28 protein-coding genes, 1 pseudogene and 1 riboswitch are annotated in these 25,744 nt (G+C 71.4%); of the genes and pseudogenes, 12 read left to right on the plus strand and 17 right to left on the minus strand.

What is annotated here, in order from left to right; translation table 11 throughout:
- Positions 1 to 4: 4 nt before the first annotated feature.
- From AVL59_RS37535 to AVL59_RS37545, 3 genes are all read right to left on the minus strand, one after another.
- Entirely contained in the window at positions 5 to 370 is a 366-nt protein-coding gene (locus tag AVL59_RS37535) for an Rv2175c family DNA-binding protein (RefSeq protein WP_067313576.1), read from the minus strand.
- Positions 371 to 535: 165 nt separating this feature from the next.
- The gene (locus tag AVL59_RS37540) at positions 536 to 1,768 is read right to left on the minus strand and encodes an NAD(P)/FAD-dependent oxidoreductase (RefSeq protein WP_208870510.1); all 1,233 of its coding nucleotides are present in this window, start codon (positions 1,766 to 1,768) and stop codon (positions 536 to 538) included.
- A 32-nt stretch (positions 1,769 to 1,800) separates the two neighbouring features.
- Positions 1,801 to 2,151, minus strand: coding sequence for an avidin-fold protein (locus AVL59_RS37545; protein WP_067313580.1), 351 nt, complete (start codon positions 2,149 to 2,151; stop codon positions 1,801 to 1,803).
- A gap of 53 nt (positions 2,152 to 2,204) precedes the next feature.
- Positions 2,205 to 2,316: riboswitch (TPP riboswitch) on the plus strand.
- Between AVL59_RS37545 and thiO the strand changes: the two genes are divergently transcribed.
- From thiO to AVL59_RS37570, 5 genes are all read left to right on the plus strand, one after another.
- Entirely contained in the window at positions 2,314 to 3,510 is a 1,197-nt protein-coding gene (gene thiO / locus AVL59_RS37550) for a glycine oxidase ThiO (RefSeq protein WP_067313582.1), read from the plus strand. Its footprint overlaps the riboswitch before it by 3 nt.
- On the plus strand, positions 3,507 to 3,719 hold the full coding sequence (gene thiS / locus AVL59_RS37555; protein WP_067313584.1) for a sulfur carrier protein ThiS: 213 nt from the start codon (positions 3,507 to 3,509) through the stop codon (positions 3,717 to 3,719). The genes thiO and thiS overlap by 4 nt, the downstream gene beginning before the upstream one ends.
- A gap of 3 nt (positions 3,720 to 3,722) precedes the next feature.
- On the plus strand, positions 3,723 to 4,517 hold the full coding sequence (locus AVL59_RS37560; protein ID WP_067313585.1) for a thiazole synthase: 795 nt from the start codon (positions 3,723 to 3,725) through the stop codon (positions 4,515 to 4,517).
- 93 nt (positions 4,518 to 4,610) lie between these two features.
- Entirely contained in the window at positions 4,611 to 6,542 is a 1,932-nt protein-coding gene (pknB, locus tag AVL59_RS37565; RefSeq protein ID WP_067313587.1) for a Stk1 family PASTA domain-containing Ser/Thr kinase, read from the plus strand.
- A gap of 34 nt (positions 6,543 to 6,576) precedes the next feature.
- A complete protein-coding gene (locus AVL59_RS37570; RefSeq protein WP_067313589.1) occupies positions 6,577 to 7,482 on the plus strand; it encodes a deoxyribonuclease IV in 906 nt (301 codons plus the stop codon).
- Positions 7,483 to 7,492: 10 nt separating this feature from the next.
- On the opposite strand, the gene AVL59_RS37575 is transcribed toward AVL59_RS37570, so the two are convergent.
- On the minus strand, positions 7,493 to 7,768 hold the full coding sequence (locus tag AVL59_RS37575) for a hypothetical protein (RefSeq protein WP_067313590.1): 276 nt from the start codon (positions 7,766 to 7,768) through the stop codon (positions 7,493 to 7,495).
- Between the two features lie 87 nt (positions 7,769 to 7,855).
- On the opposite strand from AVL59_RS37575, the pseudogene AVL59_RS56925 reads away from it, so the two are divergent.
- Positions 7,856 to 7,966, plus strand: a pseudogene (locus AVL59_RS56925) (DUF4396 domain-containing protein); the annotation flags it as partial.
- 5 nt (positions 7,967 to 7,971) lie between these two features.
- On the opposite strand, the gene AVL59_RS37580 reads toward AVL59_RS56925, so the two are convergent.
- The gene (locus AVL59_RS37580; protein ID WP_067313592.1) at positions 7,972 to 8,604 is read right to left on the minus strand and encodes a sulfite oxidase-like oxidoreductase; all 633 of its coding nucleotides are present in this window, start codon (positions 8,602 to 8,604) and stop codon (positions 7,972 to 7,974) included.
- 175 nt (positions 8,605 to 8,779) lie between these two features.
- Between AVL59_RS37580 and bfr the strand changes: the two genes are divergently transcribed.
- Positions 8,780 to 9,259, plus strand: coding sequence for a bacterioferritin (bfr, locus tag AVL59_RS37585; protein ID WP_067313594.1), 480 nt, complete (start codon positions 8,780 to 8,782; stop codon positions 9,257 to 9,259).
- On the opposite strand, the gene AVL59_RS37590 is transcribed toward bfr, so the two are convergent.
- Complete coding sequence (locus AVL59_RS37590; RefSeq protein ID WP_067313596.1) at positions 9,256 to 9,498, minus strand: (2Fe-2S)-binding protein; 243 nt, start codon at positions 9,496 to 9,498, stop codon at positions 9,256 to 9,258. The genes bfr and AVL59_RS37590 overlap by 4 nt on opposite strands.
- 150 nt (positions 9,499 to 9,648) lie before the next feature.
- Positions 9,649 to 11,001 (minus strand): class II 3-deoxy-7-phosphoheptulonate synthase, encoded by a 1,353-nt coding sequence (locus AVL59_RS37595; RefSeq protein ID WP_067313598.1) that lies wholly within the window; start codon positions 10,999 to 11,001, stop codon positions 9,649 to 9,651.
- Between the two features lie 110 nt (positions 11,002 to 11,111).
- On the opposite strand from AVL59_RS37595, the gene AVL59_RS56775 reads away from it, so the two are divergent.
- Both AVL59_RS56775 and AVL59_RS37600 read left to right on the plus strand, forming a co-directional pair.
- Entirely contained in the window at positions 11,112 to 11,168 is a 57-nt protein-coding gene (locus tag AVL59_RS56775) for a trp operon leader peptide (protein WP_078912442.1), read from the plus strand.
- Between the two features lie 92 nt (positions 11,169 to 11,260).
- Positions 11,261 to 13,117: an anthranilate synthase family protein gene (locus tag AVL59_RS37600; protein ID WP_067313600.1), complete on the plus strand. Its 1,857-nt coding sequence runs from the start codon at positions 11,261 to 11,263 to the stop codon at positions 13,115 to 13,117.
- Positions 13,118 to 13,134: 17 nt separating this feature from the next.
- On the opposite strand, the gene AVL59_RS37605 is transcribed toward AVL59_RS37600, so the two are convergent.
- The 4 genes from AVL59_RS37605 to AVL59_RS37620 form a co-directional block, all read right to left on the minus strand.
- A complete protein-coding gene (locus AVL59_RS37605; protein WP_067313602.1) occupies positions 13,135 to 14,163 on the minus strand; it encodes a 6-phosphofructokinase in 1,029 nt (342 codons plus the stop codon).
- A 123-nt stretch (positions 14,164 to 14,286) separates the two neighbouring features.
- Positions 14,287 to 14,964: a response regulator gene (locus AVL59_RS37610; RefSeq protein ID WP_067313604.1), complete on the minus strand. Its 678-nt coding sequence runs from the start codon at positions 14,962 to 14,964 to the stop codon at positions 14,287 to 14,289.
- On the minus strand, positions 14,961 to 16,175 hold the full coding sequence (gene macS, locus AVL59_RS37615; RefSeq protein WP_067313606.1) for a MacS family sensor histidine kinase: 1,215 nt from the start codon (positions 16,173 to 16,175) through the stop codon (positions 14,961 to 14,963). The genes AVL59_RS37610 and macS overlap by 4 nt, the downstream gene beginning before the upstream one ends.
- A gap of 53 nt (positions 16,176 to 16,228) precedes the next feature.
- On the minus strand, positions 16,229 to 16,963 hold the full coding sequence (locus tag AVL59_RS37620; protein ID WP_067318202.1) for a lysophospholipid acyltransferase family protein: 735 nt from the start codon (positions 16,961 to 16,963) through the stop codon (positions 16,229 to 16,231).
- A 148-nt stretch (positions 16,964 to 17,111) separates the two neighbouring features.
- On the opposite strand from AVL59_RS37620, the gene AVL59_RS37625 reads away from it, so the two are divergent.
- A complete protein-coding gene (locus AVL59_RS37625) occupies positions 17,112 to 17,891 on the plus strand; it encodes an alpha/beta hydrolase (protein WP_067313608.1) in 780 nt (259 codons plus the stop codon).
- Positions 17,884 to 18,438, plus strand: coding sequence for a hypothetical protein (locus AVL59_RS37630; protein WP_067313610.1), 555 nt, complete (start codon positions 17,884 to 17,886; stop codon positions 18,436 to 18,438). The genes AVL59_RS37625 and AVL59_RS37630 overlap by 8 nt, the downstream gene beginning before the upstream one ends.
- 6 nt (positions 18,439 to 18,444) lie before the next feature.
- Here the strand turns inward: AVL59_RS37630 and AVL59_RS37635 are convergent, their stop codons facing one another.
- The 6 genes from AVL59_RS37635 to AVL59_RS37660 all read right to left on the minus strand — a co-directional run bounded on the left by AVL59_RS37635 (position 18,445) and on the right by AVL59_RS37660 (position 23,634).
- Positions 18,445 to 19,197, minus strand: coding sequence for an endonuclease/exonuclease/phosphatase family protein (locus AVL59_RS37635; protein WP_067313612.1), 753 nt, complete (start codon positions 19,195 to 19,197; stop codon positions 18,445 to 18,447).
- A gap of 124 nt (positions 19,198 to 19,321) precedes the next feature.
- Positions 19,322 to 20,275 carry an ROK family glucokinase gene (locus AVL59_RS37640; protein WP_067313614.1) on the minus strand — a complete coding sequence of 318 codons (954 nt, stop codon included), beginning with the start codon at positions 20,273 to 20,275 and terminating at the stop codon, positions 19,322 to 19,324.
- Between the two features lie 67 nt (positions 20,276 to 20,342).
- The gene (locus tag AVL59_RS37645) at positions 20,343 to 20,837 is read right to left on the minus strand and encodes a DUF5304 domain-containing protein (RefSeq protein ID WP_067313616.1); all 495 of its coding nucleotides are present in this window, start codon (positions 20,835 to 20,837) and stop codon (positions 20,343 to 20,345) included.
- A gap of 57 nt (positions 20,838 to 20,894) precedes the next feature.
- Positions 20,895 to 22,115 carry an ArsA family ATPase gene (locus tag AVL59_RS37650; RefSeq protein WP_067313617.1) on the minus strand — a complete coding sequence of 407 codons (1,221 nt, stop codon included), beginning with the start codon at positions 22,113 to 22,115 and terminating at the stop codon, positions 20,895 to 20,897.
- A 180-nt stretch (positions 22,116 to 22,295) separates the two neighbouring features.
- Positions 22,296 to 22,736, minus strand: a complete 441-nt coding sequence (locus AVL59_RS37655; RefSeq protein ID WP_067313619.1) for an SRPBCC family protein — start codon at positions 22,734 to 22,736, stop codon at positions 22,296 to 22,298.
- 100 nt (positions 22,737 to 22,836) lie between these two features.
- Positions 22,837 to 23,634 (minus strand): metallophosphoesterase family protein, encoded by a 798-nt coding sequence (locus AVL59_RS37660; protein WP_067313621.1) that lies wholly within the window; start codon positions 23,632 to 23,634, stop codon positions 22,837 to 22,839.
- A 300-nt stretch (positions 23,635 to 23,934) separates the two neighbouring features.
- Here AVL59_RS37660 and AVL59_RS37665 point away from each other — a divergent pair, with 300 nt between their 5' ends.
- Entirely contained in the window at positions 23,935 to 25,731 is a 1,797-nt protein-coding gene (locus AVL59_RS37665) for an AMP-dependent synthetase/ligase (RefSeq protein ID WP_067313622.1), read from the plus strand.
- Positions 25,732 to 25,744: the final 13 nt, after the last annotated feature.

Here is a 25,744-nt window from a genome sequence, read left to right on the forward strand (position 1 = left end):
CGGTTCAGACGGCGAGCGCCTGGGCGCGGCGCTTCACCTCCGTGCCGCGATTCTCGCTCAGGGCCTGCGCGGGGGTGCCGGGCAGGGTGGGGTCGGGGGTGAAGAGCCACTCGATCATCTCTTCCACCGTGAAACCGTCGTCCCTCAGGAGCGTCAGGGTCCCTGACAGGCCCTTGACGACCTTGTCCCCGTCGATGAAGGCGGCGGGGACGTGCAGTGCCTTGTTCTCGCCTCGGCGTACGGCGATGAGCTGGCCCTCCTTGACCAGCTGCCGTACACGCGTCACGTCGACGCCGAGCTGTTCGGCGATGTCGGGGAGGGTGAGCCAGGCGGGGACGAGAGCATCCATCTTTGCGTCAATCTCGGTCACGGGACCTAGCGTAGGCGCTCCGCCGGATCGGCCGCGATGGGCGGTGCCGGGATGTGTCGTCGGGCGTCCGCGGCGCCGTTGTGGCTGGTCGCGCCCACGCGGCGGTAGCCGCACATCAGACACAGCCCCGCGCCCCCTCAGGGGCGCTGACCCTCAGGGCGCCGATTACTCGGCGGTGGCCTCCTTCAGGGGACGTGCCGGGTCGGTCAGGGCCTCTGCGTCCATTCGGCGGCCCGCCTCGATCAGCCGTCGGCCCTGGGCCAGATCGCGTGGCCGGCCCACGGCCAGCAGGGCCACCAGCCGGTCCTCGCGCAGCCAGCACACGCTCCAGGCCGGGCCCGCCGGGTCGCCGCGCCACACCAGGCGGTCGGCCGCGGGGTGGTGGCCTGCGTACTGGACGAACCGGCCGAACTGCTCCGACCAGAAGTACGGCACCGGGTCGTAGACCACGGGCGTCGCCCCCAGGATGTTCGCGGCGACCGTCCGCGGCCCCTGGAGGGCGTTGTCCCAGTGGTGGACCAGCAGCCGGGTGCCGTACCGGGCCGAGGGGAAGGAGGCGCAGTCGCCGACCGCGTACACGTCCTTCGCGGAGGTGCGCAGGTGGGCGTCGGCCACGACCTCGCCGTGCGCGCCCAGCTCGATGCCGGAGCCGGCCAGCCAGGCGGTGGCGGGGCGCGCGCCGATGCCGACCACGACGGCGCCCGCGGGCAGCCGGGTGCCGTCGGCGAGCACCACGGTGCCGGGCTCGACGCGCTCCACGCGCGCGTGGGTGCGCAGCTCGGCGCCGCTGTCGGCGTACCAGGCGGTCATCGGCGCGGCCACCTCGGCGGGCAGCGCACCGGCCAGCGGCCGGTCCGCGGCCTCGACCACGGTCACCGCGCAGCCCGCCTCCCGGGCCGCCGTGGCGAACTCGGCGCCGATCCAGCCGGCGCCGACGACCACGATGTCGTGCTGCCGGGCGAGTACCGGCCGCAGTCGTTCGGCGTCGTCCAGGGTGCGCAGCAGGTGCACGCCGGGCACTCCCTCGGTGCCCGGCAGCCGGATCGGTTCGGCGCCGGTGGCGAGGACCAGGACGTCGTAGGGCACGGGACCGGCCTCGGTGTCCAGCTCGTGGTCGCCGGGGCGCACGCCCAGCACCTCGCAGCCGAGGCGCAGTTCGATGCCGAGCGACTCGAAGTCGACCTCGAAGGCGGAGCCCTCGGACGTGCCGAGCAGCACGGCCTTGGACAGCGGCGGCCGGTCGTAGGGCTGGTGCGGCTCGGCGCCGATCAGGGTCACGGTGCCCGTGCAGCCCTGTTCCCGCAGAGCCACCGCGGTCTGTACGCCGGCCATGCCCGCGCCGACGACGACCACGCGCCGCCTCTGTGAAGTGCCCTGTCGGGATGTCTGCTCGCTCACCCGATCACCATAGACAACTGACGAATCGTCAGTCAGCGGGCGTGCTCCGTGACCTGTTCCACAACACTCGTACCGCTGCCGGGCCGCGACTCCCACTCCCAGGTCTCCGCCAGCCGCACCCGCCCGTCGGGCAGCTCCACGACCGTCGACACACAGTGCCCCGAGGAGGTGGTCCCGTCGCGCCCCAGCTGCACGTACCGGAAGTCCAGCCGGTCGCCCTTACGGGTCCCGACCAGATGGCCGCGCACGATGTCGCCGCCCGCGTACTCGGCCCAGATCTCGCCGTCCTTCTCGTGATACGCGAACCGGGTGTGCGTACCCACCTGACCTGCGGCTTGGTCCGCCACGGGGGCCATGATCAGTCCGTCGAGCGAGCGGGCCATGGGCAGGGGCTCCCTTACGAGTGACGAGTACCGCGGGCTAGGGTGGCCACCGTACAAGCACTCGCGGGAGCCCGGACGCACCGGGCTGAGAGGGAGGCTGGCGGCCTCCGACCGTACGAACCTGATCCGGGTCATGCCGGCGAAGGGAGGGGCTGGACGCCCATGTCGTCACGTACGTCCGACGTCCTCGTCATCGGGGGCGGAATCATCGGCCTGGTCACGGCCTGGCGTGCCGCGCAGCGCGGGCTCGCCACCACCGTGGTGGACCCCGAGCCCGGCGGCGGAGCCGCGCGGGTCGCGGCGGGGATGCTGGCCGCGGTCACCGAACTGCACTACGGCGAGGAGAGACTGCTCGCCCTCAACCTGGAATCGGCCCGCCGCTATCCGGACTTCGCGGCCGAGCTGACCGAACTGACCGGTCACGACCTCGGCTACCGCCGCTGCGGCACGCTCGCCGTCGCACTGGACGCCGACGACCGCGCCCATCTGCGCGAGCTGCACGATCTGCAGCGGCGCTCGGGCCTGGAGTCGGAGTGGCTGTCGGGGCGGGAGTGCCGGCGCCTGGAGCCGATGCTCGCGCCCGGGGTGCGCGGCGGGCTGCGGGTCGACGGGGACCACCAGATCGATCCGCGGCGGCTGGCGTCGGCCCTGGTGGCCGCGTGCGAGCGGGCCGGGGTGGAGTTCCACCGGTCGTGGGCCGAGCGGCTCGATGTGGCGGGGGACCGCGCCGCCGGCGTCACCACGGCGGACGGCACCGGGCTCGGCGCGGGGCAGGTCGTGCTCGCGGGCGGGAGCCTGAGCGGGCGCCTCGCGGGTGTCCCGGACGCCGTGCTGCCTCCGGTGCGGCCGGTGAAGGGGCAGGTGCTGCGGCTGGCCGTGCCCCGGCGGTACGCGCCGTTCCTGAGCCGCACCGTACGGGCGGTGGTGCGCGGCAGCCATGTCTACCTGGTGCCCCGGGAGAACGGCGAGCTGGTCGTCGGCGCGACCAGCGAGGAGCTGGGCTGGGACACGACGGTGACCGCGGGGGGCGTGTACGAGCTGCTGCGCGACGCGCACGAGCTGGTGCCGGGGATCACCGAGCTGCCCCTGACCGAGACCCGGGCGGGACTGCGCCCGGGCTCCCCCGACAACGCGCCGCTGCTCGGCCCCTCCGGCCTGGACGGGCTGCTGCTGGCCACCGGGCACTATCGCAACGGCGTGCTGCTCACGCCGGTCACCGGGGACGTCATGGCCGAGCTGCTGGCCGGCGGCGAGCTGCCGGAGGAGGCCCGTCCGTTCACGCCGGGGCGCTTCGGCGCCCGGCCCATGGATCGACCCGCGCTCATGGAACAGCCCGCCCGCATGGAGCAGCCCGTATGAACCCCTCCGTCACGATCTCCGTCAACGGGGAGCACCGGGAGATCGCTTCCGGCACCGCGCTGGACGTCCTCGTCAGGACCCTCACGGTGGCGCCCTCCGGAGTGGCGGCCGCCGTCAACGAAACCGTCGTCCCGCGCGCGCAGTGGCCGCTCACGTCCCTCTTCGAGGGAGACCGCGTGGAGATCCTCACCGCCGTCCAAGGAGGCTGACCCATGGCCGACGATCCCTTCGTCCTCGGCGGTGTGCCCCTCGGCTCCCGGCTGATCATGGGTACGGGCGGTGCGCCGAGCCTGGACGTCCTGGAGCGGGCGCTGGTCGCCTCCGGTACCGGGCTGACCACGGTGGCGATGCGGCGGGTCAATCCCGAGGTGCACGGCTCGGTGCTGTCGGTGCTGGAGAAGCTGGGCATCCGGGTGCTGCCGAACACGGCGGGCTGTTTCACCGCCGGGGAGGCCGTGCTGACCGCCCGGCTGGCCCGGGAGGCCCTCGGCACCGACCTGATCAAGCTGGAGGTCATCGCCGACGAGCGGACGCTGCTGCCGGATCCGGTGGAGCTGCTGGACGCGGCGGAGACGCTGGTCGACGACGGTTTCACGGTGCTGCCGTACACCAACGACGATCCCGTGCTCGCCCGGAAGCTGGAGGACGTGGGCTGTGCGGCGGTGATGCCGCTGGGCTCGCCGATCGGCTCCGGGCTCGGCATCCGCAATCCGCACAACTTCCAGCTGATCGTGGAGCACGCGCGCGTGCCGGTGATCCTGGACGCGGGCGCGGGTACGGCGTCGGACGTGGCCCTCGCGATGGAGCTGGGGTGCGCGGGCGTCATGCTCGCCTCCGCCGTCACCCGGGCGCAGGAGCCCGAGACGATGGCGGCCGCCATGAGGCACGCGGTGGAGGCGGGGCGGCTGGCCCGGCTGGCCGGGCGGATCCCGCGCCGCCATTTCGCGGAGGCGTCCTCCCCGGTGGAGGGCCGCGCGCAGCTGGATCCGGAGCGCCCTGCCTTCTGAGCGGACGGCGGCAGGGTCACAGCTCTGCTGCATTCCGTCACCGGAACGGGCGAGCGGGCGGGAGTGTCGGTCGCCCCTCGTACACTCGCCTGCGTGGATACGACCCTTCAGGACCCCCTCGTCGGGCAGGTGCTCGACGGCCGGTATCGCGTCGACGCGCGGATCGCGGTCGGTGGGATGGCCACGGTCTACCGGGCCCTGGACACCCGCCTGGACCGGATTCTCGCGCTCAAGGTGATGCACCCGACGCTGGCGGCCGACGGGTCGTTCGTGGAGCGGTTCATCCGGGAGGCCAAGTCGGTCGCCCGGCTGGCCCACCCCAACGTGGTGCAGGTCTTCGACCAGGGCACCGACGGGTCGTACGTGTACCTGGCGATGGAGTACGTCGCCGGGTGCACCCTGCGGGACGTGCTGCGCGAGCGCGGCGCGCTGCAGCCCCGGGCCGCGCTGGACATCCTGGAGCCCGTGCTGGCCGCCCTCGGCGCCGCGCACCGGGCCGGGTTCGTGCACCGGGACATGAAGCCCGAGAACGTGCTGATAGGGGACGACGGGCGGGTCAAGGTCGCCGACTTCGGCCTGGTGCGGTCCGTGGACACCGTGACCAGCACGACGGGTGCCGTGCTCGGGACCGTGTCGTATCTCGCGCCCGAGCAGATCGAGCAGGGCACCGCCGACCCGCGCGTCGACGTGTACGCCTGCGGTGTCGTGCTCTACGAGATGCTGACCGGCGGCAAGCCGCACTCCGGGGAGTCCCCCGCCCAGGTGCTGTACAAGCACATCCACGAGGACGTGCCCCCGCCCTCGGCGCTCGTGCCGGGGATGCCGTACGAGCTGGACGAGCTGGTCGCCTCGGCCACCGCGCGCACCCCGGACGTGCGGCCGCACGACGCGGCGGCACTGCTCGGCCAGGTGCTGCGCGCGCGTGCCGAGCTCAGCACCGAGCAGCTGGACGCCCTGCCGCCGCAGGCGCTGTCGGCGGAGCACGACAATGCCGCGGACCGAACGAGCGTGATCCCGCGCTCGCTGACCGTGCCCCGACCGCTGCCCGTCAACGAGGACGAGGAGGCTCCCGCGGCGGGCGTCCAGCACACCAGCCGGCTGGACGGCCCTCCGGCTCCTCCGCGGCGGCGGCCGTCGCGCCCCCGGCGCGGGCTCGTCACGATCATCGCCGCGATCCTGGTGGTCTTCGGCGTGGGTGCCGGGGTCTGGTACATCAGCTCCGGGCAGTTCACCAAGGTCCCGCAGCTGCTGGCCAAGACCGAGGACCAGGCCAGATCGCGGCTGAAGGCGGCCGGGCTCGACGTCGGGCGGGTCAGGCTCGAATACAACGACACGGTCGAGCGCGGCACGGTCATCCGCACCGACCCGGCGGCCGGGGCCCGGATCCGCAGCAACGACTCCGTGACCCTGATCGTCTCCCGGGGCCCCGAGATAGTGAAGGTGCCGGACCTGGCGGGGGTCCCGCTGGGGAAGGCACAGGCGAAGCTGAAGGCGGCCGGGCTGGAGCCGGGCATGGTCAACCGGGCGTTCAGCGGCAGCGTCGCCAAGGGCTCGGTGATCAGTACCAACCCGGAGGCGGGCGTCAAGCGGCATGCCGGCTCGGCGATCACGCTCCTGGTCAGCAAGGGCGACCCGATCGACGTTCCCGATGTCACCGGCGACGACCTGGACGACGCCAAGCAGGAGCTGGAGGACGCCGGCCTGAAGGTGACCATCTCCACGGAGCAGGTCAACTCCGAGTACGACAAGGGCAAGGTGGCCCGGCAGTCCCCGGCGGGCGACAGCCAGGCCGCCGAGGGCGACACGGTGACGCTGACCCTGTCCAAGGGCCCGGAGATGGTCGAGGTGCCGGACGTGGTCGGGGACAGTGTGGACGACGCGCAGAAGGCGCTGGAGGACGCCGGCTTCAAGGTCGAGAAGGACCGGGGTCTGCTCGGGCTCTTCGGAGACACCGTGAAGAAGCAGTCGGTGGAGGGCGGCGAGACGGCCCCCAAGGGGGCGACGATCACGATCACCATCCGGTGAAAGGGGACGGCGCGCCGCGTGACACCCTGAACGGGTGAGCATCAAGCAGTCCCCCGCCCCTGCCGGCGGCCCCGGAGCCGGTCCTTCCCGCAACCCCGTCGGCGGTCACGTTCCCGTGGCCGGCGGTCTGAACTCCGTGGGCCTGTCCTACGCCCGTGACCTCAAGGCCGAGACCGTGCAGGTCTTCGTGGCCAATCCGCGCGGCTGGGCGACCCCGGCCGGCAATCCGCGGCAGGACGAGGAGTTCCGGGCGGCCTGTGCGGCGGAGTCGATCCCGGCGTATGTGCACGCCCCCTACTTGATCAACTTCGGCTCGCACACCGAGGCGACCGTGGAGAGGTCGGTGGAGTCGCTGCGGCACTCGCTGCGGCGCGGGCGGGAGATCGGCGCGCTGGGTGTGGTCGTCCACACGGGCAGCGCGACGGGCGGGCGGGAGCGGGCCGTGGCGCTGAAGCAGGTGCGGGAACATCTGCTGCCGCTGCTGGACGAGCTGACCCACGACGACGACCCGTTCCTGCTGCTGGAGTCGACCGCCGGGCAGGGCGCCTCGTTGTGCTCGCGCACCTGGGACTTCGGACCGTACTTCGAGGCGCTGGACGCCCATCCGAAGCTGGGGGTGTGCCTGGACACCTGTCACATCTTCGCCGCCGGGCACGATCTGACCGGGCCGGACGGCATGCACCAGACCCTCGATCTGCTGGTGGACACCGTCGGCGAGGGCCGGCTGAAGCTGATCCACGCCAACGACTCCAAGGACGTGGTCGGCGCGCACAAGGACCGGCACGAGAACATCGGCGCCGGGCACATCGGCGAGGACCCGTTCCGGGCGCTGATGAACCACCCGGCGACCGAGGGCGTACCGCTGATCATCGAGACGCCGGGCGGCAAGGAGGGGCACGCGGCGGATGTGGAGCGGCTGAAGAAACTGCGTGACGCCTGAGGGCGCCTGATCAGTCCTCCGTCTCGAACAGCACGTGCGTCGTGTCGACGAGGTGCACCACGAGCACGATCAGCAGACCGTCACTGATGACGTACTCCACTGCCATGGTGTGGGTCAGCGCGAGCGAGCGGGTGTTCTCGTCGTTGGAGATCGCCGAGGAGATCTTGGTGCGGGGGTCCTTGGCCAGTATGGCGAGTCCGCGCTGGAGTACCTCAAGGCGGTCGTCCGGAAGGCTGTCGCGAACGCGCGCCGCAGCCTCCGAGAAGATCACGTTGAAGACGGCCATCGGCGCTCCCTGCACGGTTGTCGGAGTAACCGGCAACGAGCTTACCGGCACGGTCACTCTGTCGCCGGATTCTCGCAGCTGTGCGACCTGCTGCTCCGGATCTCGCTCATGATCGCCTTCGCGGTGACCACCCCGGTCGACAAGTGGACGACCGGCCGGGGCAAGGGGCACGCGGTGGTGCACCGGTTCCACCACTGAGGCGGTCAGAGCTCGGGGCCGTCCCCCGGCCCCTCCTGGTAGGAGTAGCGCTGTTCCTTCCAGGGGTCGCCGATGTTGTGATAGCCGCGCTCCTCCCAGAAGCCGCGGCGGTCGGCGGTCATGTACTCCACGCCCCGCACCCACTTGGGGCCCTTCCAGGCGTACAGGTGGGGGACGATCAGGCGCACCGGGAAGCCGTGCTCGGCGGTGAGGAGTTCGCCGTCCTTGTGGGTGGCGAAGACGGTGCGGTCGGAGTCGAAGTCCGCGAGGCGCAGATTCGAGCTGAATCCGTACTCCGCCCACACCATCACATGAGTGACGTCGGGGGCCGGCGGGGCCAGGTCGAGGATCGTCCGGGCGGGGACGCCGCCCCACTCGGCACCGACCATGCTGAACTTGGTCACACAGTGCAGATCGGCCACCACGGTGGTGTACGGCAGGGCCGTGAACTCCTCGTGGTTCCAGGTGTGCTTGTCACCGTCGGCGGTGGCGCCGAAGACCCGGAACTCCCAGCGTTCGGGCCGGAACTTCGGCACGGGTCCGTAGTGCGTGACCGGCCAGCCACGCTGCAGTCGCTGCCCCGGCGGAAGCTCGGACCCTGCCGCTGCCCCAGATTCTCGCTCCACCGGATGACCCATGTATCCATCCTGACAGACCTGGGGCAGTGCCCTTGACCACCGTCCATGAATCGGACAACTCCTATCAAGTCAGTGCGTACTTACTAAGTGCGCACTTACTGGACGATCTTCCCCACCGGTGTCATCATGCCGCCGCACCCCTCACCCGTCCCTCCGTGTGGAAGGAGCCGCTGCGATGCAGGGCGACCCCGAGGTCATCGAGTTCCTCAACGAACAGCTCACCGGCGAGCTGACCGCGATCAACCAGTACTTCCTGCACGCGAAGATGCAGGAGAACTTCGGCTGGTACAAGCTCGCCAAGTACACGCGGCACGAGTCGTTCGACGAGATGAAGCACGCCGAGGTGCTCACCGACCGGATCCTGTTCCTGGAGGGGCTGCCCAACTACCAGCGGCTGTTCCATGTGCGGGTGGGGCAGACCGTCAAGGAGATGTTCGAGGCCGACCGGCAGATCGAGGTGGAGGCGATCGACCGGCTCAAGCGGGGCATCAAGGTGATGCGCGAGAAGGGCGACATCACGTCGGCGAACATCTTCGAGGACATCCTCGCCGACGAGGAGCACCACATCGACTACCTCGACACCCAGCTGGAGCTGCTGGAGAAGCTCGGCGAGGCGCTCTACCTCGCCCAGCTGATCGAGCAGCCGGAGAGCTAGGCGGCCTCGTCCAGGCCGGAGAGGTCCTCCAGACCCGTGAGGACGGGGCGGCCCTGGTCGGCCAGTTCACGGCGCGGGCAGGCGCCACGGCCGAGGATCGCCTGGATACGGCGTACACACGAACCGCAGTCGGTGCCCGCCTTGCAGGCGGAGGCGATCTGGCGGGGGGTGCAGGCACCGTCCTCCGCGTGCTGCTTGACCTGAGCCTCGGTGATGCCGAAGCAGCTGCAGACGTACACGGGGATCCACCTCCCGACGGGACGATTCGTATGGCCATCCCGCTTGATCGGTGAGGCTAACCTAACCTTACCCGCCGCGCAGAAACCGCAAAAGTGCGGTGGGGCGTGGATCGCATGTGATCCGCGCCCCATCGCACCTGCCGATCTCGGTCACTGATCCCGGTACATCTCCGCGACCAGGAATGCCAGGTCCAGCGACTGGCTGCGGTTCAGCCGAGGGTCACAGGCCGTCTCGTAGCGCTGGTGCAGGTCGTCGACGAAGATCTCGTCGCCGCCGCCCACGCACTCGGTGACGTCGTCACCGGTGAGCTCGACATGGATGCCGCCCGGGTGGGTGCCCAGGCCCTTGTGGACCTCGAAGAAGCCCTTGACCTCGTCGAGCACGTCGTCGAAGCGGCGGGTCTTGTGCCCGGAGGCCGCCTCGAAGGTGTTGCCGTGCATCGGGTCGGTCACCCAGGCCACCGTCGCCCCGGACGCCGTGACCTTCTCGACCAGCTCCGGGAGCTTGTCGCGGATCTTGTCGGCGCCCATGCGGACGATGAAGGTCAGCCGGCCCGGCTCCCGCTCGGGGTCCAGGCGGTCGATGTACCGCAGCGCCTCCTCGGCCGTGGTGGTCGGGCCGAGCTTGATGCCGATCGGGTTGCTGATCCTGGACGCGAACTCGATGTGCGCCCCGTCCAGCTGCCGGGTGCGCTCACCGATCCACACCATGTGCCCGGAGACGTCGTACAGCTTGCCGGTGCGGGAGTCGACCCGGGTCAGGGCGGACTCGTAGTCCAGCAGCAGCGCCTCGTGCGAGGAGAAGAACTCGACGGTCTTGAACTCCTCCGGGTCGGTGCCGCAGGCCCGCATGAAGTTCAGCGCGTTGTCGATCTCCCGCGCGAGCTGCTCGTAGCGCTGCCCGGACGGGGACGACTTCACGAAGTCCTGGTTCCAGGCGTGCACCTGGCGCAGGTCGGCGTAGCCGCCGGTGGTGAAGGCGCGCACCAGGTTCAGCGTGGACGCCGAGGCGTGGTACATCCGCTTGAGCCGCTCCGGGTCCGGGATACGGCTGGCCTCGGTGAAGTCGAAGCCGTTGACGGAGTCGCCCCGGTACACCGGGAGCGTGACCCCGTCGCGGGTCTCCATCGGCTTGGAGCGCGGCTTGGAGTACTGCCCGGCGATACGGCCCACCTTCACCACGGGCACGGAGGCCGCGTAGGTCAGGACGGCACCCATCTGGAGCAGCGTCTTGAGCTTGTTGCGGATGTGGTCGGCGGACACGGCGTCGAAGGCCTCGGCGCAGTCGCCGCCCTGGAGGAGGAACGCCTCTCCCTTGGCGACGGCTGCCATCCGGGCGCGCAGCTGGTCGCACTCGCCCGCGAAGACGAGCGGCGGATACGACTCGAGGTCCGCGATCACTGCGCGCAGAGCCTCGACGTCGGGGTACTCGGGCTGCTGCGCCGCGGGCAGGTCTCGCCAGGTGTTGCCAGCGCTCGGGCTGGTCTTAGCGTTCACGGTCACGACCTCAACATTACGGGGTGATGTCGTGCCTTCCCGCCCGTGCCCAGCAAATGAGACACCGCATACACAGTGCGGACATGCGGTCGCGGACGTGCGGTAGGGTGCGTCGCATGTTCGCGCTTTCGACCCAGAACTGGTGGTGGACCGCTCATCCGGCGGCCCACTGACTGCGCGTACGCAAGACTTCGCGAAGGCCGCCCGAGGGGCGGCCTTCGGCGTATCCGGGGTCGTTCCTCTTCATCGAGATGGATCACGACCCATGAACCTGCCGGACCTGCTGCACGACCCCCGCCCCTTCGCCCTGCTCCGCCGTCGCACCCCCGGCCGCGACGAGAACACCGTGGAGGTGTTCCTCGGGCCGGTCGCCGCGTACGAGCGGCTCGCCGAGCTGCCTGAGGAGGGCCTCGTCCTGGTCCCCTTCCGGCAGATCCGCGAGCGCGGCTTCGACGTCCGCGACGACGGCACCCCGCTGCTCGTGCTGACGCCCGAGGAGTCCTGCGAGATCCCGCTCGCCGAGGCACTGCGCTCGCTTCCCGGGCACGAGGTGCGGGTCGAGGGCGGGGGCTTCGACGTCGGCGACGAGGAGTACGGCGAGATCGTCGGGCGGGTGCTGCGCGAGGAGATCGGCCGGGGCGAGGGGGCGAACTTCGTGATCCGGCGGACCTACGAGGGCGAGATCCCGGGCTTCGGCCGCGCCGACGCGCTGGCGCTGTTCCGGCGGCTGCTGGAGGGCGAGCGGGGCGCGTACTGGACGTTCGTCGTGCACACCGGGGACCGGACGCTGGTGGGTGCCAGTCCCGAGGTGCACGTCCGCATGTCCGGCGGGACCGTCGTCATGAACCCGATCAGCGGGACGTACCGCTATCCGGCCGGGGGGCCGACCCCGGAGCACCTGCTGGACTTCCTCGCCGACGGCAAGGAGATCGAGGAGCTCTCCATGGTCGTCGACGAGGAACTGAAGATGATGTGCACCGTCGGCGACATGGGCGGGGTGGTCGTCGGCCCGCGTCTGAAGGAGATGGCCCACCTCGCGCACACCGAGTACGAGCTGCGCGGGAAGTCCTCCCTGGACGTGCGGGAGGTGCTGAAGGAGACCATGTTCGCGGCGACGGTCACCGGGTCGCCGGTGCAGAACGCCTGCCGGGTGATCGAGCGGCACGAAGCCGGCGGCCGGGGCTACTACGCGGGCGCCCTGGCCCTGCTCGGGCGGGATTCCGGGGGCGCCCAGACCCTCGACTCCCCCATCCTGATCCGTACCGCCGACATCTCGGCCGACGGCCGGCTGCGCGTCCCGGTCGGCGCGACGCTGGTACGCGGCTCGGATGCGGCGGGCGAGGTGGCGGAGACCCACGCGAAGGCGGCGGGGATCCTCTCGGCCCTCGGGGTGGCGCCGTCCCGGCCGCGCGAGGAGCGGGCGCGGCCCCGGCTGGCCGACGACCCCCGGGTGCGGGCCGCGCTGGACGGGCGCCGCGCGTCGCTGGCGCCGTTCTGGCTGCGGATGCAGGAGCGGTCGGCGGACCTGGAAGGGCATGCCCTGGTGGTCGACGGCGAGGACACCTTCACGGCGATGCTCGCGTATGTGCTGCGGTCGAGCGGGCTGGACGTCACCGTCCGGCGGTACGACGAGCCCGGGCTGCGGGAGGCCGTGCTCGCGCACGAGGGGCCGGTCGTCCTCGGTCCCGGCCCGGGTGACCCCGGTGACCTGGACGATCCCAAGATGCGCTTCCTGCGTGCCCTGACCGCGGAGGTGATCCGGGAGCACCGCCACGGTGTCCTCGGGGTCTGCCTCGGGCACGAGCTGATCGCGGCGGAGCTGGGCCTGGAGATCGTACGGAAGGAAGTGCCGTACCAGGGCGCGCAGACGAAGATCGACCTGTTCGGCCGGGCGGAGACCGTCGGCTTCTACAACAGCTTCGTGGCGCGGTGCGACGAGGAGGCGGCGCGGGAGCTGGCCGCGCACGGGGTCGAGGTGAGCCGGGCCGCGAACGGCGAGGTGCACGCGATCCGGGGCCCCGGGTTCTGCGGGGTGCAGTTCCACCCGGAGTCGGTGCTGAGCCTGAACGGGGCCGCGGTCGTGCGGGAGCTGCTCGGTCAGCTGCGCCGCACGACCGTGTAGCCGTCCGGGGGCCGCCGTCAGCCGAAGAACACCCCGACCTCTTCGTACAGCTTCGGGTCCACGGTCTTCAGCCTGGCCGTGGCGTCGGCGATCGGGACGCGGACGATGTCGGTGCCGCGCAGGGCGACCATCTTGCCGAAGTCCCGGTCCCGGACGCAGTCGATGGCGTGCAGGCCGAAGCGGGTGGCGAGCCAGCGGTCGAAGGCGCTCGGGGTACCGCCGCGCTGGATGTGCCCGAGGACGGTGGTACGGGCCTCCTTGCCGGTGCGCCTCTCGATCTCCTTGGCCAGCCACTCGCCGACCCCGGACAGCCTGACGTGCCCGAAGGAGTCGAGCGACCCGTCCTTGAGGACCATGTCGCCGTCCTTCGGCATGGCGCCCTCGGCGATGACGACGATCGGGGCGTACGACGCCTTGAAGCGGGAGGTGATCCAGGCGCACACCTGGTCGAGGTCGAAGCGCTGTTCGGGGATGAGGATGACGTTGGCGCCGCCGGCGAGGCCGGAGTGGAGGGCGATCCAGCCGGCGTGGCGGCCCATCACCTCGCAGACGAGGACCCGCATATGGGACTCGGCGGTGGTGTGCAGCCGGTCGATGGCCTCGGTGGCGATGCCCACGGCGGTGTCGAAGCCGAAGGTGTAGTCGGTGGCGGACAGGTCGTTGTCGATGGTCTTGGGCACGCCGACGCAGGGGACGCCGTACTCGTCGGACAGCCGCGCGGCCACGCCCAGGGTGTCCTCGCCGCCGATCGCGACGAGGGCCTCGATCTCCAGCTTGGCCAGGTTGTCCTTGATACGGCGGATGCCGTTCTCCTGCTTGAGGGGGTTGGTGCGCGAGGAACCGAGGATGGTGCCGCCGCGGGGCAGGATGCCGCGCACGGCGGGGATGTCGAGGCGGACGGTGTCGCCTTCGAGAGGTCCGCGCCAGCCGTCCCGGAAGCCTACGAAGTCATATCCGTACTCCTGCACGCCCTTGCGGACGATGCCCCGGATGACGGCGTTGAGCCCGGGGCAGTCGCCGCCTCCGGTCAGTACTCCGACCCGCATGGAAATGTCCCTTCGCCGCGGTTGCCTGACGCTCAGTCACGGTAATGGTGACTCGCGTCACACAGCGAGAGGCGGGAAGGGTGATTCCGGTGAATTGTCAGGAGGCGGCTTGACCAGGCGGTTTCACGCCTCGTCGAGCCCGCGCTCGATCGCGTACCGCACCAGCTCCACCCTGTTGTGCAGCTGGAGCTTGCCGAGGGTGTTCTGGACGTGGTTCTGGACGGTGCGGTGGGAGATGACGAGGCGTTCGGCGATCTGCTTGTAGCTCAGGCCCTTGGCGACGAGCCGCAGCACCTCCGTCTCCCGCTCGGTCAGCCGGGGCGCCCCCGGCTCGTCCGCGTCGGAGGCGGGCGCGGGCTCGGAGGCCAGGCGCCGGTACTCGCCGAGGACCAGGCCGGCCAGGCCCGGTGTGAACACAGGGTCGCCGACGGCGGTGCGGCGCACCGCGTCCAGCAGTTCCTCGGTCGACGCCGACTTCAGCAGATAGCCGGTGGCGCCGGACTTCACCGCCTCCAGGACGTCGGCGTGCTCACCGCTCGCGGACAGGACCAGGACGCGCAGGGCGGCGTTGTGGGCGACCAGTTCCTTGCACACCTGGACGCCGGGCTTGGCGGGCAGGTTGAGGTCCAGGACGAGGACGTCGGGGGCGGCGGCCTTGGCGCGGCGGACCGCCTGCTCGCCGTCGCCGGCGGTGGCGACCACCTCGAAGCCGGACTCGGCCAGGTCCCGGGCGACCGCGTCGCGCCACATGGGGTGGTCGTCGACCACCATGACCTTGATCGCGTCCTGTCGCTCGCTCATCGCTTCTCCGCCTTGTCCCACGAGACCTTCGGTACCTTCAGTTCGACCTCCGTGCCCTGCCCGGGGACGGAGATCAGCTCGGCGCTGCCGCCCAGGTCGCGCAGGCGTCCCCGGATCGAGAGGGCCACGCCGAGCCGGCCCTCGCCCTCCGCCTGGGCGAGCCTGCCCTCGGCGATGCCGGGGCCGTCGTCCCGGACGGTGACCACGATCTCCTCGGGCTCGTCCTCGACCAGGATCCAGGCCCGGGCCTCCGGGCCCGCGTGCCGGCGCACATTGTCCAGGGCGGCCCCGACCGCCGCGGCCAGCTCCCGGGCCGCCTCGGGCGGCAGCGGCACCGGGGCGCCGGGCTCGGCGAGGCTGACCCGGGCGCCCGCGTAGGGGGCCAGCAGGGAGCGCAGGTCCACGGGGCCGTCGTCGTCAGGTTCCTCGACCGTGCGGACGACGGCGCCGGCGGCCGTGTCCTCCGAGACCCGGGAGACGGGCAGCAGACCGCCGGAGACCAGCGTGCGCAGCGCCACCTCCTGCTCGCCCGCCATGCGCCCCAGCTCGGCCGCCTCGCCGCCGATGACCGCGCCGCGCCGCTGCACCATCGCCAGCACCTGGAGCACGCTGTCGTGGATGTCCCGGGCCAGCCGCTCCCGCTCCCGGGTCGCCGCCTCGATCTCCAGGGCGCGGGCGAGGGTGCGTTCCGAGGCGCGGGCGACCTCCACGACATAGCCGATGGCCACGGAGGCGATCCAGACCAGCAGGACGGCGTGCACCGTGTCCCGGCTCGGCGCGCCCCGCTGGACGATGTTGGCGACGGCGACCGGCGTCGAGGCGAACGCCGCCCAGCGCCAGCCGCCCTTGATCGCGAAGGCGAGGACCGCGCCGGCCGTCCATATCGACGGCAGCGTCGGACCGCCCGCCACGATGCGCGCGTGGGAGGCGGCGACCGGCGTGAGGAGGATGCCGGTGAGCGCGAGGGTCAGGTCGACGGCGAGGAAGCGCCGGGTGCAGTGTGCGGCGCTCATGACCTTGGGCAGGGTGGCCAGGGTCCAGACGAAGAGGACCGCGTAGTAGCCGATGGCGACCCAGGGGCGTACGAACATGTCGTACGCGGAGACGAACAGGCCGATCGCGTACAGCATCGTCAGCACGCGGTACCCGGCGAGCGCACGCCACAGGGGCAGCTCGACCGACATCCTCATGACCCGCTCACGCTTGGGCATGGCCCCCCGATCCCCCGGTTCCCCCGCTAGCCCTCGGCCTGCTTCTTCTCCGCCTATTCCGCCTTGTCCGCCTTCTCGGCCTTCTCGGCTTCCTTCGCCGCCTTCGCCGCCTCCGCGATCTGCCGCTTGGCGGCGGTCGCGTACACGTCGACGTACTCCTGGCCGGAGAGCTTCATGATCTCGTACATGACCTCGTCGGTCACCGCGCGCAGCACGAACCGGTCGTGCTCCATGCCGTGGTAGCGGCTGAAGTCCAGCGGCTTGCCGATCCGGATGCCCGGGCGCATCAGTTTCGGCACGACCTTGCCGGGCGGCTGGATCTTCTCGGTGTCGATCATCGCCACGGGGATGACCGGAGCGCCGGTGGCGAGCGCCACACGTGCGAGGCCGCCCGGCTTGCCCCGGTACAGGCGGCCGTCGGGCGAGCGGGTGCCCTCGGGGTAGATCCCGAACAGCTCGCCGCGCTCCAGCACCTCTATGCCGCTCTTGATCGCCGCCTCGCCCGCGCCGCGCGCCCCGGAGCGGTCCACCGGGAGCTGTCCGACACCCTTGAAGAAGGCCGCGGTGAGGCGGCCCTTGACGCCGGGGGTGGTGAAGTACTCGGCCTTCGCGATGAAGGTGACCTTGCGGTCGAGGACCGCGGGCAGGAAGAACGAGTCCGAGAAGGACAGGTGATTGCTCGCCAGGATCGCGGCGCCTTCGGCCGGAATGTTCTCCAGGCCCTCCACCCAGGGTCTGAACGCGACCTTGAGCGGCCCTCCGATCGCGACCTTCATCGTGCCGTACAACACCCGCGTGCCTCCTGTTTCCGTCGATCAGACCTTAACCCGGACCGCCGTCAATGACCCCGACGACCCTGGTCGGTGTCAGTGCGGTCGCGTACGGTGAAGCACATCCGCCCGTTCTGCACGCATCTCAGGAACAGGAGCCCAGAAGGTGCCGGTTCTTCCCGGAGCCGAGCCGTACCGCCACGAGGGCGGGGAGGTGGGAATCCTCCTCTGTCACGGCTTCACCGGCTCGCCCCAGTCGCTGCGCCCCTGGGCGCAGCACCACGCGGCACACGGTCTGACCGTGTCCCTGCCCCTGCTGCCCGGGCACGGCACGCGCTGGGAGGACTTGCAGGTCACGGGCTGGCAGGACTGGTACGCGCAGGTGGACCGCGAGCTGCGGCTGCTGGGCGACCGCTGCTCCCGGGTCTTCGTCGGGGGCCTGTCGATGGGCGGAGCACTGGCCCTGCGGCTGGCGGCCGAGGAGGGCGAGCGGATCGCCGGGGTGGTCCTCGTCAACCCGGCGAACCGGGTGCACGGCCTGTCGGCGTACGCCCTTCCGGTGGCCCGGCACCTCGTGCGGACGACGAAGGGCATCGCCAGCGACATCGCCAAGGGCGGCCCGGCCGAGCTGGGTTACGACCGGGTGCCGCTGCACACGGCGCACTCCCTGCGGGTGTTCCTGCGCCGGCTGGACGGCAGGCTGCCCCAGGTCACCCAGCCGTTGCTGCTGCTGCGCAGCGTCCAGGACCATGTGGTCCCGGCGGCCGACTCGGCCCGCGTGCTGAGCCGGGTGTCGTCGACGGACGTAACGGAGATCGTGCTGGAACAGAGCTACCACGTGGCGACGTTGGACCACGATGCGGACCGGATCTTCGAGGAGAGCCTCGCCTTCATCGGCCGGCTCGCACCCAGTGTCGGCAAGGAAGGGACGGCCGCAGTTGGCTGAGCACGACTCCGACCGCGAGGATCGCGAGCCGGACGAGAAGAAAGTGCCCTTCGACGAGGAGGCCGCCTGGCAGGCCATCGTCGCGGGGTACGGCGAGGAGCCCGCGGACCCGCCGGGCGCCAAGCCCTTCAAGCCGGTGGAAGACCTCGCGCTGCCCGAACAGGACCCACCGGGCGAGGGCGCCGACGGTTCCGGGGAACCGCGGCCGCTCGGCAGCTCGGTCTCGTTCGCGCCGGGCATCGGCCCGCGCGACTACACCACGCCGGAGCCGTCCGAGGACGACTTCGACGAGGACGACGAGGGCCACTTCGTGCCGCCCGAACCACCGCCGCTGCCGACCGCCGACACCACCGCCAGGTTCGCCTGGCTCGGGGTCGTCGGCGGCCCCCTCCTGCTGCTGCTCGCCGTGCTGCTGGGCTGGGAGATGACGTGGTGGCTGACCACCCTCGGCATCGGCGGGTTCCTCGGCGGTTTCGTGACGCTGGTGGCCCGGATGCGGACGGACGACGACGATGACGTCGACCCGGGAAGCGGTGCCGTGGTCTGACGCGCGCTACGACGCCGGGATCTTGAGGGCGGCCAGGACCGGGAGGTGGTCCGTGGCCGCCCTCAGGTCCCGCTCCGTGATCCCCGGCACTGCCTGCGGCACACCGCAGCCGAGCACCTCGATGCCCTTGGTGGCGAAGACGGCGTCGATGCGCCGGTGGGGGGCGGAGCGGGTCCAGGTGAACTCGCCGCCCCAGGGGGCGGTGGTCCGGCAGTCCTGGAGAGCGGCGGCGAGGTGCCGGAAGGTGGGGCCGTCGGGGCGCTCGTTGAGATCACCGCCCGCGACGACGTGCTCCACGCCCATGTGGGCGAGCCGGTCGAGGAGCATCCGGCCCTGCTCGTAGCGCTCGTCCGTCCGCAGGCTGAGATGGCAGCTGATGACGCCCACGCGGGCCGAGCCGAAACGGACCACGGCGGTGGCGAGGCCACGCCGGTGGAGTCCGGGGGTGAGCGGGAGGAGTATGTCGTCCGTCCGCTCGACGGTGGCCCGCAGTGAGCACAGGATCGCGGGGCCCGCGGCCGTGGCTCCACCGGTGAGGACGACCTGGCCCGAGGCCGCCGCGAGCCGGGCGAGTTTCTTGCGCCACCGGAAGAAACGGGGGGCTTCCTGGATGAGGACCAGGTCGGGGGCGCAGGCGGTGATCACTCTGGCCAGGGCGTCGGTGTCGTCGCGCAGGGAGCGGATGTTGTAGCTCAGGACGCGGATGAGGGCTGAACCGTCGGGCTCTGTACGGGAGTTGGGGAGCTGCGGGGTTGCCATGCCGTCAATTTACGCTGCATGGAGTTGGGGCGCCCGATGGATCGGGGCGCGAGGTTCGTGGGCGACTGCCGACCGTTCGTGGCTTGTCGCGCAGTTCCCCGCGCCCCTGTGCGGCCGAGGTTTCTTACATGATCGGGTCGGGTTCGCGGGCCAGGTCCGCCGCGCCCACCAGGCCCGCCTTGTTGCCCAGCCGGGCCGCGATGACGTCGGCGACCGGGCGCCAGTTGCCGCCCACCAGCCAGCGCTTGTAGGACTTGCGGATCGGGTCGAGGACCAGTTCGCCCTCGTCGGAGAGGCCGCCGCCGACGATGAAGGCGGAGGGGTCGAAGAGGGAGGCGAGGTCGGCGAGGCCGGCACCGGCCCAGCGGGCCAGCTCGCGGTAGGAGTCGACGGCGACCGGGTCGCCCTGGCGGGCGGCCATGGAGATGTGCTTGCCCTCGATGCCCTCGGGGGTGCCGTCGCCGAGGCCGAGCAGGATCTCGGCGTGCTCGGGGGTGGCGTTGGCGCGCTGCTTGGCGTAGCGGACCAGGGCGCGGCCGGAGGCGTACTGCTCCCAGCAGCCCTGCGAGCCACAGCCGCACAGCAGGCCGTCCGGGACCATCCGGATGTGGCCGAACTCGGCGGCCACGCCGAAGTGGCCGCGGCGCAGCTTGTTGCCGATGATGATGCCGCCGCCGAGGCCGGTGCCGAGGGTGATGCAGATGACGTTGCGGTGGCCCTTGCCCGCGCCGAACTTGTACTCGCCCCAGGCGGCGGCGTTGGCGTCGTTCTCGACCACGACGGGGAGGCCGACGCGGGCCTCGACCTGCTCCTTCAGCGGCTCCTGACGCCAGTCGATGTTGGGCGCGAAGTACACCGTGGAGCGCTGCCGGTTCACATAGCCGGCGGCACCGATACCCACGCCGACGATCTCGTGCCCGGCGCGCGCGCCCTCGACGGCGGAGGCGATGGCGTCCACGATCGCCTCGGGCGTGCCCGGGGTCGGCACCTTGTGGGTCGAGAGGATGTTGCCTTCCTCATCGACCACGCCGGCCGCGATCTTCGTGCCGCCGATGTCGACGCCGATGGTGAGTCCCATGAATCCCTCAGTTTCGGTCGAGCCCCGCTACGGCCAACCGTACCCGAGGCCCTGCCGCGGGAGGGCTTCAGTCCAGGTCGATGCGCTCGCCCGGACCGGTGCCCTCGCCCCGGTCGGGACCGTCGGGCCAGTCGTCCTTCGGACCGGCCGCGCCGGTGGTCCAGCGGCGCTCCTGGGTCTGGACGGCGGAGCGGTAGGCGGCCAGCAGCTCGGAACCGGCCGCGGCGAGGTGGTCGAAGACCTCCGGGTTGCGCTCGATGACGGGTTCGACGGCGGCCTTCGCCTGCTGGACGACCTGCCGCACCACCTGCTGGGCGGCGGGTCCGGCGACGGCTCCGAGGAGCGGTGACTGGAGGCCGGACAGCTTGTCGGCCACCGTGTCCACGAACCTGCGCAGCTCCTCCGCGGCCGAGCCCGGGGTCTGGCCGTGCTCGGCGCGGCGGCGGGCCTGCTCGGCGGCGAGGTCCTCGGCACAGGCCGTGGCCCAGGCGTCGGCGTCGGTCGCCTTCCCCGTCCGTTCGGCCTCTTCGTAGGTGTCGGGTGCGGGGCGCTCTTCGCTCATGGCGGACTCCTGACTACGGTTCGCCCCTACGACGTTACCCGAATAGGCGTACGGCGTTCATCGTCCGAAGGAGGGCCACAGGTCGGGGTCCGGGGCGAACCGGATGCGCAGCTCGCCCTCCCGCAGTCCCGCGCCGGCGACGGTGCAGCGGCGCAGGGCGGACGGGAGCGGAACGATCCGCCGGAAGGGGCCCGCGGTGATCACGAGTTCGTCGCCGCGCCGGATCAGGTCGAGGTCCTCCCGTATCGCGCCGGGCAGCGGGATGTGCCAGACCAGCACGCCGTCGTCGGCGAGCCGGTCGGCCACGGGCCACTCGACCGGGGCGGGCGCGGGGTTGACGGCGGGCACGGCGAGGGCGGCGAGGTCGTCGGCGCCGCGCGGATCGCGGCCGAGGTGGAGGACGGTGCGGGCGTCGTGGTGCTCCTCCCAGTCGGCCAGGGCCTTGCGCTGCTGGGCGAGGAGCGTCAAGAAGGGCGCGAAGCCCGCTGGGGGGTGGTGCTCTGGCGACGGGTGGGCGGACGAGGTGTCGGGCGCGCTCTCGGGCAGGACACGGTTGGCGATCAGGGCCTCGGTGCGCAGGCCGCGCAGGGCGAGGCCGAGGGTCGCGGTGCGGACGGCGTCGGCGCCGGCGGGGCCGGGTTCGGCGACCAGGCGTACGGCCGTGTGCGGGTCGGTGAGCACCGCCTCCACGGCGCCCAGTTCGACGTCCCAGCGGGCAGCCGTCTCGTAGAGCCACTCGGCGGGCATGGGGATGCCGGCCAGGCGGCCGAGGACCGGGCGCAGGGCGCGGGCCGCCTGCCGCTCGGGCGGGAGCAGGCGGCGCAGATAGCGGCGCATCTCCTCGGGGAGGGCGAGGAGGGCGAGGGCCTGCGGGAGGGGCGGGAGGTCGGCGACGAGGAGGTCGTAGCGCTCGGAGAGGGCGGCGTCGCGCAGGGCACGCAGGAAGGACAGTTCCTCGGCGCCGGGCAGCGGGGTGACTTCCTCGGCGTCCAGGCGGGCGGCGCCGAGGAGGTCCAGGACGTTCGCGGCGCGGGTCTGGAAGGCGGTGAGGTCCTGCCGGAAGCGGTCGACCGCATCGGGCCTCCACACGGTGAGGAGCGGGGCGGCTTCGACCGGAGCCGGTCCCGTCCCGGTGCCCAGTGCCACGCCGAGGGTGTCGGTGTGATCGGCGCTGAGCAGGAGGGTGCGGGCGCCTTCGCCCGCGGCGCGCTGTGCGGTGGCGGCAGCGATGGTCGTACGGCCGCTGCCGCCCGGGCCCATGATCAGGATGGTGCGCATGAGGGTGAACGGTAGTGGAGCGGGGGCGCCGGGTGTCGCGCCTGGGCGGCGCTCACCTGGCACCCGGCACCGCAAGGCCGTGCCCACCCTCCCCATCGCTCTGCGGAACGACTGCCCACGGCAGGGGGGAGAGGCACGACCGCGCGCCCGCGAGGGCAGCGGTTCAGCGCCGCTCGGCGGTCAGCTTCCCGACTCCACCCTCTTCTTCAGGCCCGCGAGAGCGCGGTCGATGATCACCTTCTCCGCCTTCCGCTTGATCATGCCGAGCATGGGGATCTTGACGTCGACCGTGAGCTGGTAGGTGACCTCGGTGGCGTCGGCGCCGGCCGACTTGAGGATGTAGGAGCCGTCCAGGGAACGGAGCATCTGGGACTTCACCAGGGTCCAGGAGACCTCGTTCTCTCCGGTCCAGGTGTAGCCCAGGGTCTGGTCGTCCTTGATGGCGCCGGCGTCCATGACGAGCCGGACCTGCTCGGCGCGGCCCCGGTCGTCGGTCTTGAGGACCTCCGCCTCCTTGACCTCCCCGGTCCAGTCCGGGTAGCGGGCGAAGTCGGCGATCACCGCCATGACATCGGCCGGAGCCGCCTCGATCGTGATGCTCGAACTGGTGTGTTCCGCCATCGCCGTGGCTCCTCCAGATACGGACCTAAGAGTGTGCAGCGTGAAGGCTACCGCGCCGCCGACCAGCCGCCTTCACCGCCTTCACCGCATCTCCCGGTCCTCACCATTCGAGCGCCCAGGGCCTGCCCGTACCGGCGAAATGCCCCACGTTCACGCACTCGGTCGCCCCGATCCGCATCCGGCGCACCAGCGGCTGGTGGACGTGGCCGAAGAGGGAATAGCGCGGCCTGGTACGGCGGATCGAGTCCAGCAGGGCCCTGCTCCCCCGCTCGAAGCGGCGCGCGACGGTGTCGTAGACCAGCTCGGGCACCTCCGGCGGGATGTGTGTGCACAGCACGTCCACCTCGCCGACCGCCTCGATCTTCGCCGCGTACTCCTCGTCGTCGATCTCGTACGGCGTCCGCATCGGGGTGCGCAGGCCGCCGCCCACGAAGCCGAACGTCCAGCCGCCGATCTCCACCCGCTCCCCGTCCAGCACCGTGGTGCCGGGTTCCGCGTACTCACGCCACAGGGGCGGCATGTCGACATTTCCGTATGTCGCGTACGTAGGCGTCGGAAACGCGGCGAACATCTCGGCGTACTGCTTGCGCACCGCCTTCTCGATCGCGGTGGCCCGGTCGGAACCGATACCGGCCCACAGCCGGGCACCGAAGGCGCGCGCCTCCTCGAAGCGGCGGGCGGTGCGCAGCTCGACGATGCGGTCGGCGTTCTCCTTGCCGAACAGGTCGGGGAAGATCCCGCGCGAGTGGTCGGCGTAGTCGAGGAAGAGGACGAGGTCACCGAGGCAGATCAGGGCGTCCGCTCCGTCACCGGCCCGGGCCAGGTCACGGGCGTTGCCGTGCACGTCGCTGACCACATGGACGCGGGTCCTCCGGTTTCCGGAGCGTGTGGGTGCCATGGTGATCAAGCGTAAGTGTGTGGGGTGTGCGTGAACAGTGCCGGTCCGTCACCCGGTTACTCGCCGGTCGCTTAGGCCGTGGACTACTGTGCGCGAAGGAACGCCATCCCGTGTGACGCAGCGAACATCTCGTCGGGACCCCCTGTCGTAGAAGCCATACCGGCGGGTAACGTCCGGGCAGTCCAGTCGTGCTCTGGGTTTCAGCCAAGCGTGAAGCTCCGGAGCACTAGCCCGAGCCTTGGACCGCACCGTCGCATCACACAGTGTCGTGGCGCCGGCGCCCTATGAGGAGCAGCAGTCTTGCGCGAGTTCAGCCTTCCGGCTTTGTACGAGGTCCCCGCGGACGGCAACCTGACCGACATCGTCCGCAGAAACGCCGCGCAGCATCCCGACGTCGCCGTCATCGCCCGCAAGGTCGGCGGCGCCTGGCAGGACGTGACGGCCACGCAGTTCCTGGCCGAGGTGCACGCCGCCGCCAAGGGCCTCATCGCCGCCGGCGTGCAGCCCGGGGACCGGGTCGGCCTGATGTCGAGGACGCGCTACGAGTGGACGCTCCTCGACTTCGCGATCTGGTGCGCCGGCGCGGTCACCGTGCCGGTGTACGAGACCAGCTCGCCGGAGCAGGTGCAGTGGATCCTGTCCGACTCGGGCGCGACCGCCTGTGTCGTGGAACTGGACGGCCACGCGGCCGCGGTGGACGCGGTGCGCGACACGCTGCCCGCCCTCAAGCACGTCTGGCAGATCGAGGCCGGCGGCCTGGAGGAGCTGGGCCGGCTCGGGCAGGACGTCGCGGACGCGACCGTGGAGGAGCGCTCCTCGCTCGCCCGCGCCGACGACCCGGCGACCATCGTCTACACGAGCGGTACGACGGGCCGCCCCAAGGGGTGCGTGCTGACCCACCGCAGCTTCTTCGCCGAGTGCGGGAACATCGTGGAGCGGCTGCGGCCGCTGTTCCGCACCGGTGAGTGCTCGGTGCTGCTCTTCCTCCCGCTCGCGCATGTCTTCGGACGGCTCGTGCAGATCGCGCCGATGATGGCGCCGATCAAGCTGGGCTGCGTGCCGGACATCAAGCACCTCACCGACGAGCTGGCCGCCTTCCGGCCGACGCTGATCCTCGGCGTACCGCGCGTGTTCGAGAAGGTCTACAACTCCGCGCGCGCCAAGGCGCAGGCGGACGGCAAGGGCGCGATCTTCGACAAGGCCGCGGACACCGCGATCGCCTACAGCAAGGCGCTGGACACCCCGTCGGGCGCGCCCCTGGGCCTGAAGATCAAGCACAAGGTCTTCGACAAGCTGGTCTACAGCAAGCTGCGCGCGGTCCTCGGCGGCCGGGGCGAGTACGCCATCTCCGGCGGTGCCCCGCTGGGCGAGCGGCTCGGCCACTTCTTCCGCGGCATCGGCTTCACGGTGCTGGAGGGCTACGGCCTGACCGAATCCTGCGCGGCGACCGCGTTCAACCCCTGGGACCGGCAGAAGATCGGCACGGTCGGCCAGCCGCTGCCGGGCTCGGTGATCCGGATAGCGGACGACGGCGAGGTGCTGCTGCACGGCGAGCACCTGTTCAAGGAGTACTGGAACAACCCGGGCGCGACCGCGGAGGCGCTCGCCGACGGCTGGTTCCACACGGGTGACATCGGCACCCTCGACGAGGACGGCTACCTCAGGATCACCGGTCGCAAGAAGGAGATCATCGTCACCGCGGGCGGCAAGAACGTGGCCCCGGCCGTGATCGAGGACCGCATCCGGGCGCACGCGCTGGTCGCGGAGTGCATGGTGGTGGGCGACGGGCGGCCGTTCGTGGGCGCGCTGGTCACCATCGACGAGGAGTTCCTGGGCCGTTGGGCCGAGGAGCACGGCAAGCCGGCGGGCTCCACCGCGGCGTCGCTGCGCGAGGACGCGGACCTGATCGCCGCGATCCAGGACGCGGTCGACGACGGCAACGCCGCGGTGTCGAAGGCGGAATCGGTGCGGAAGTTCCGCATTCTGTCCTCCCAGTTCTCGGAGGAGTCGGGCCACCTCACCCCGTCGCTGAAGCTCAAGCGGAACGTGGTGGCGAAGGACTACGCGAACGAGATCGAGGCGATCTACGCGAAGTAGTCGCCCGTCCGGA

This window comes from Streptomyces griseochromogenes (genome assembly GCF_001542625.1).
Lineage (GTDB): Bacteria > Actinomycetota > Actinomycetes > Streptomycetales > Streptomycetaceae > Streptomyces > Streptomyces griseochromogenes.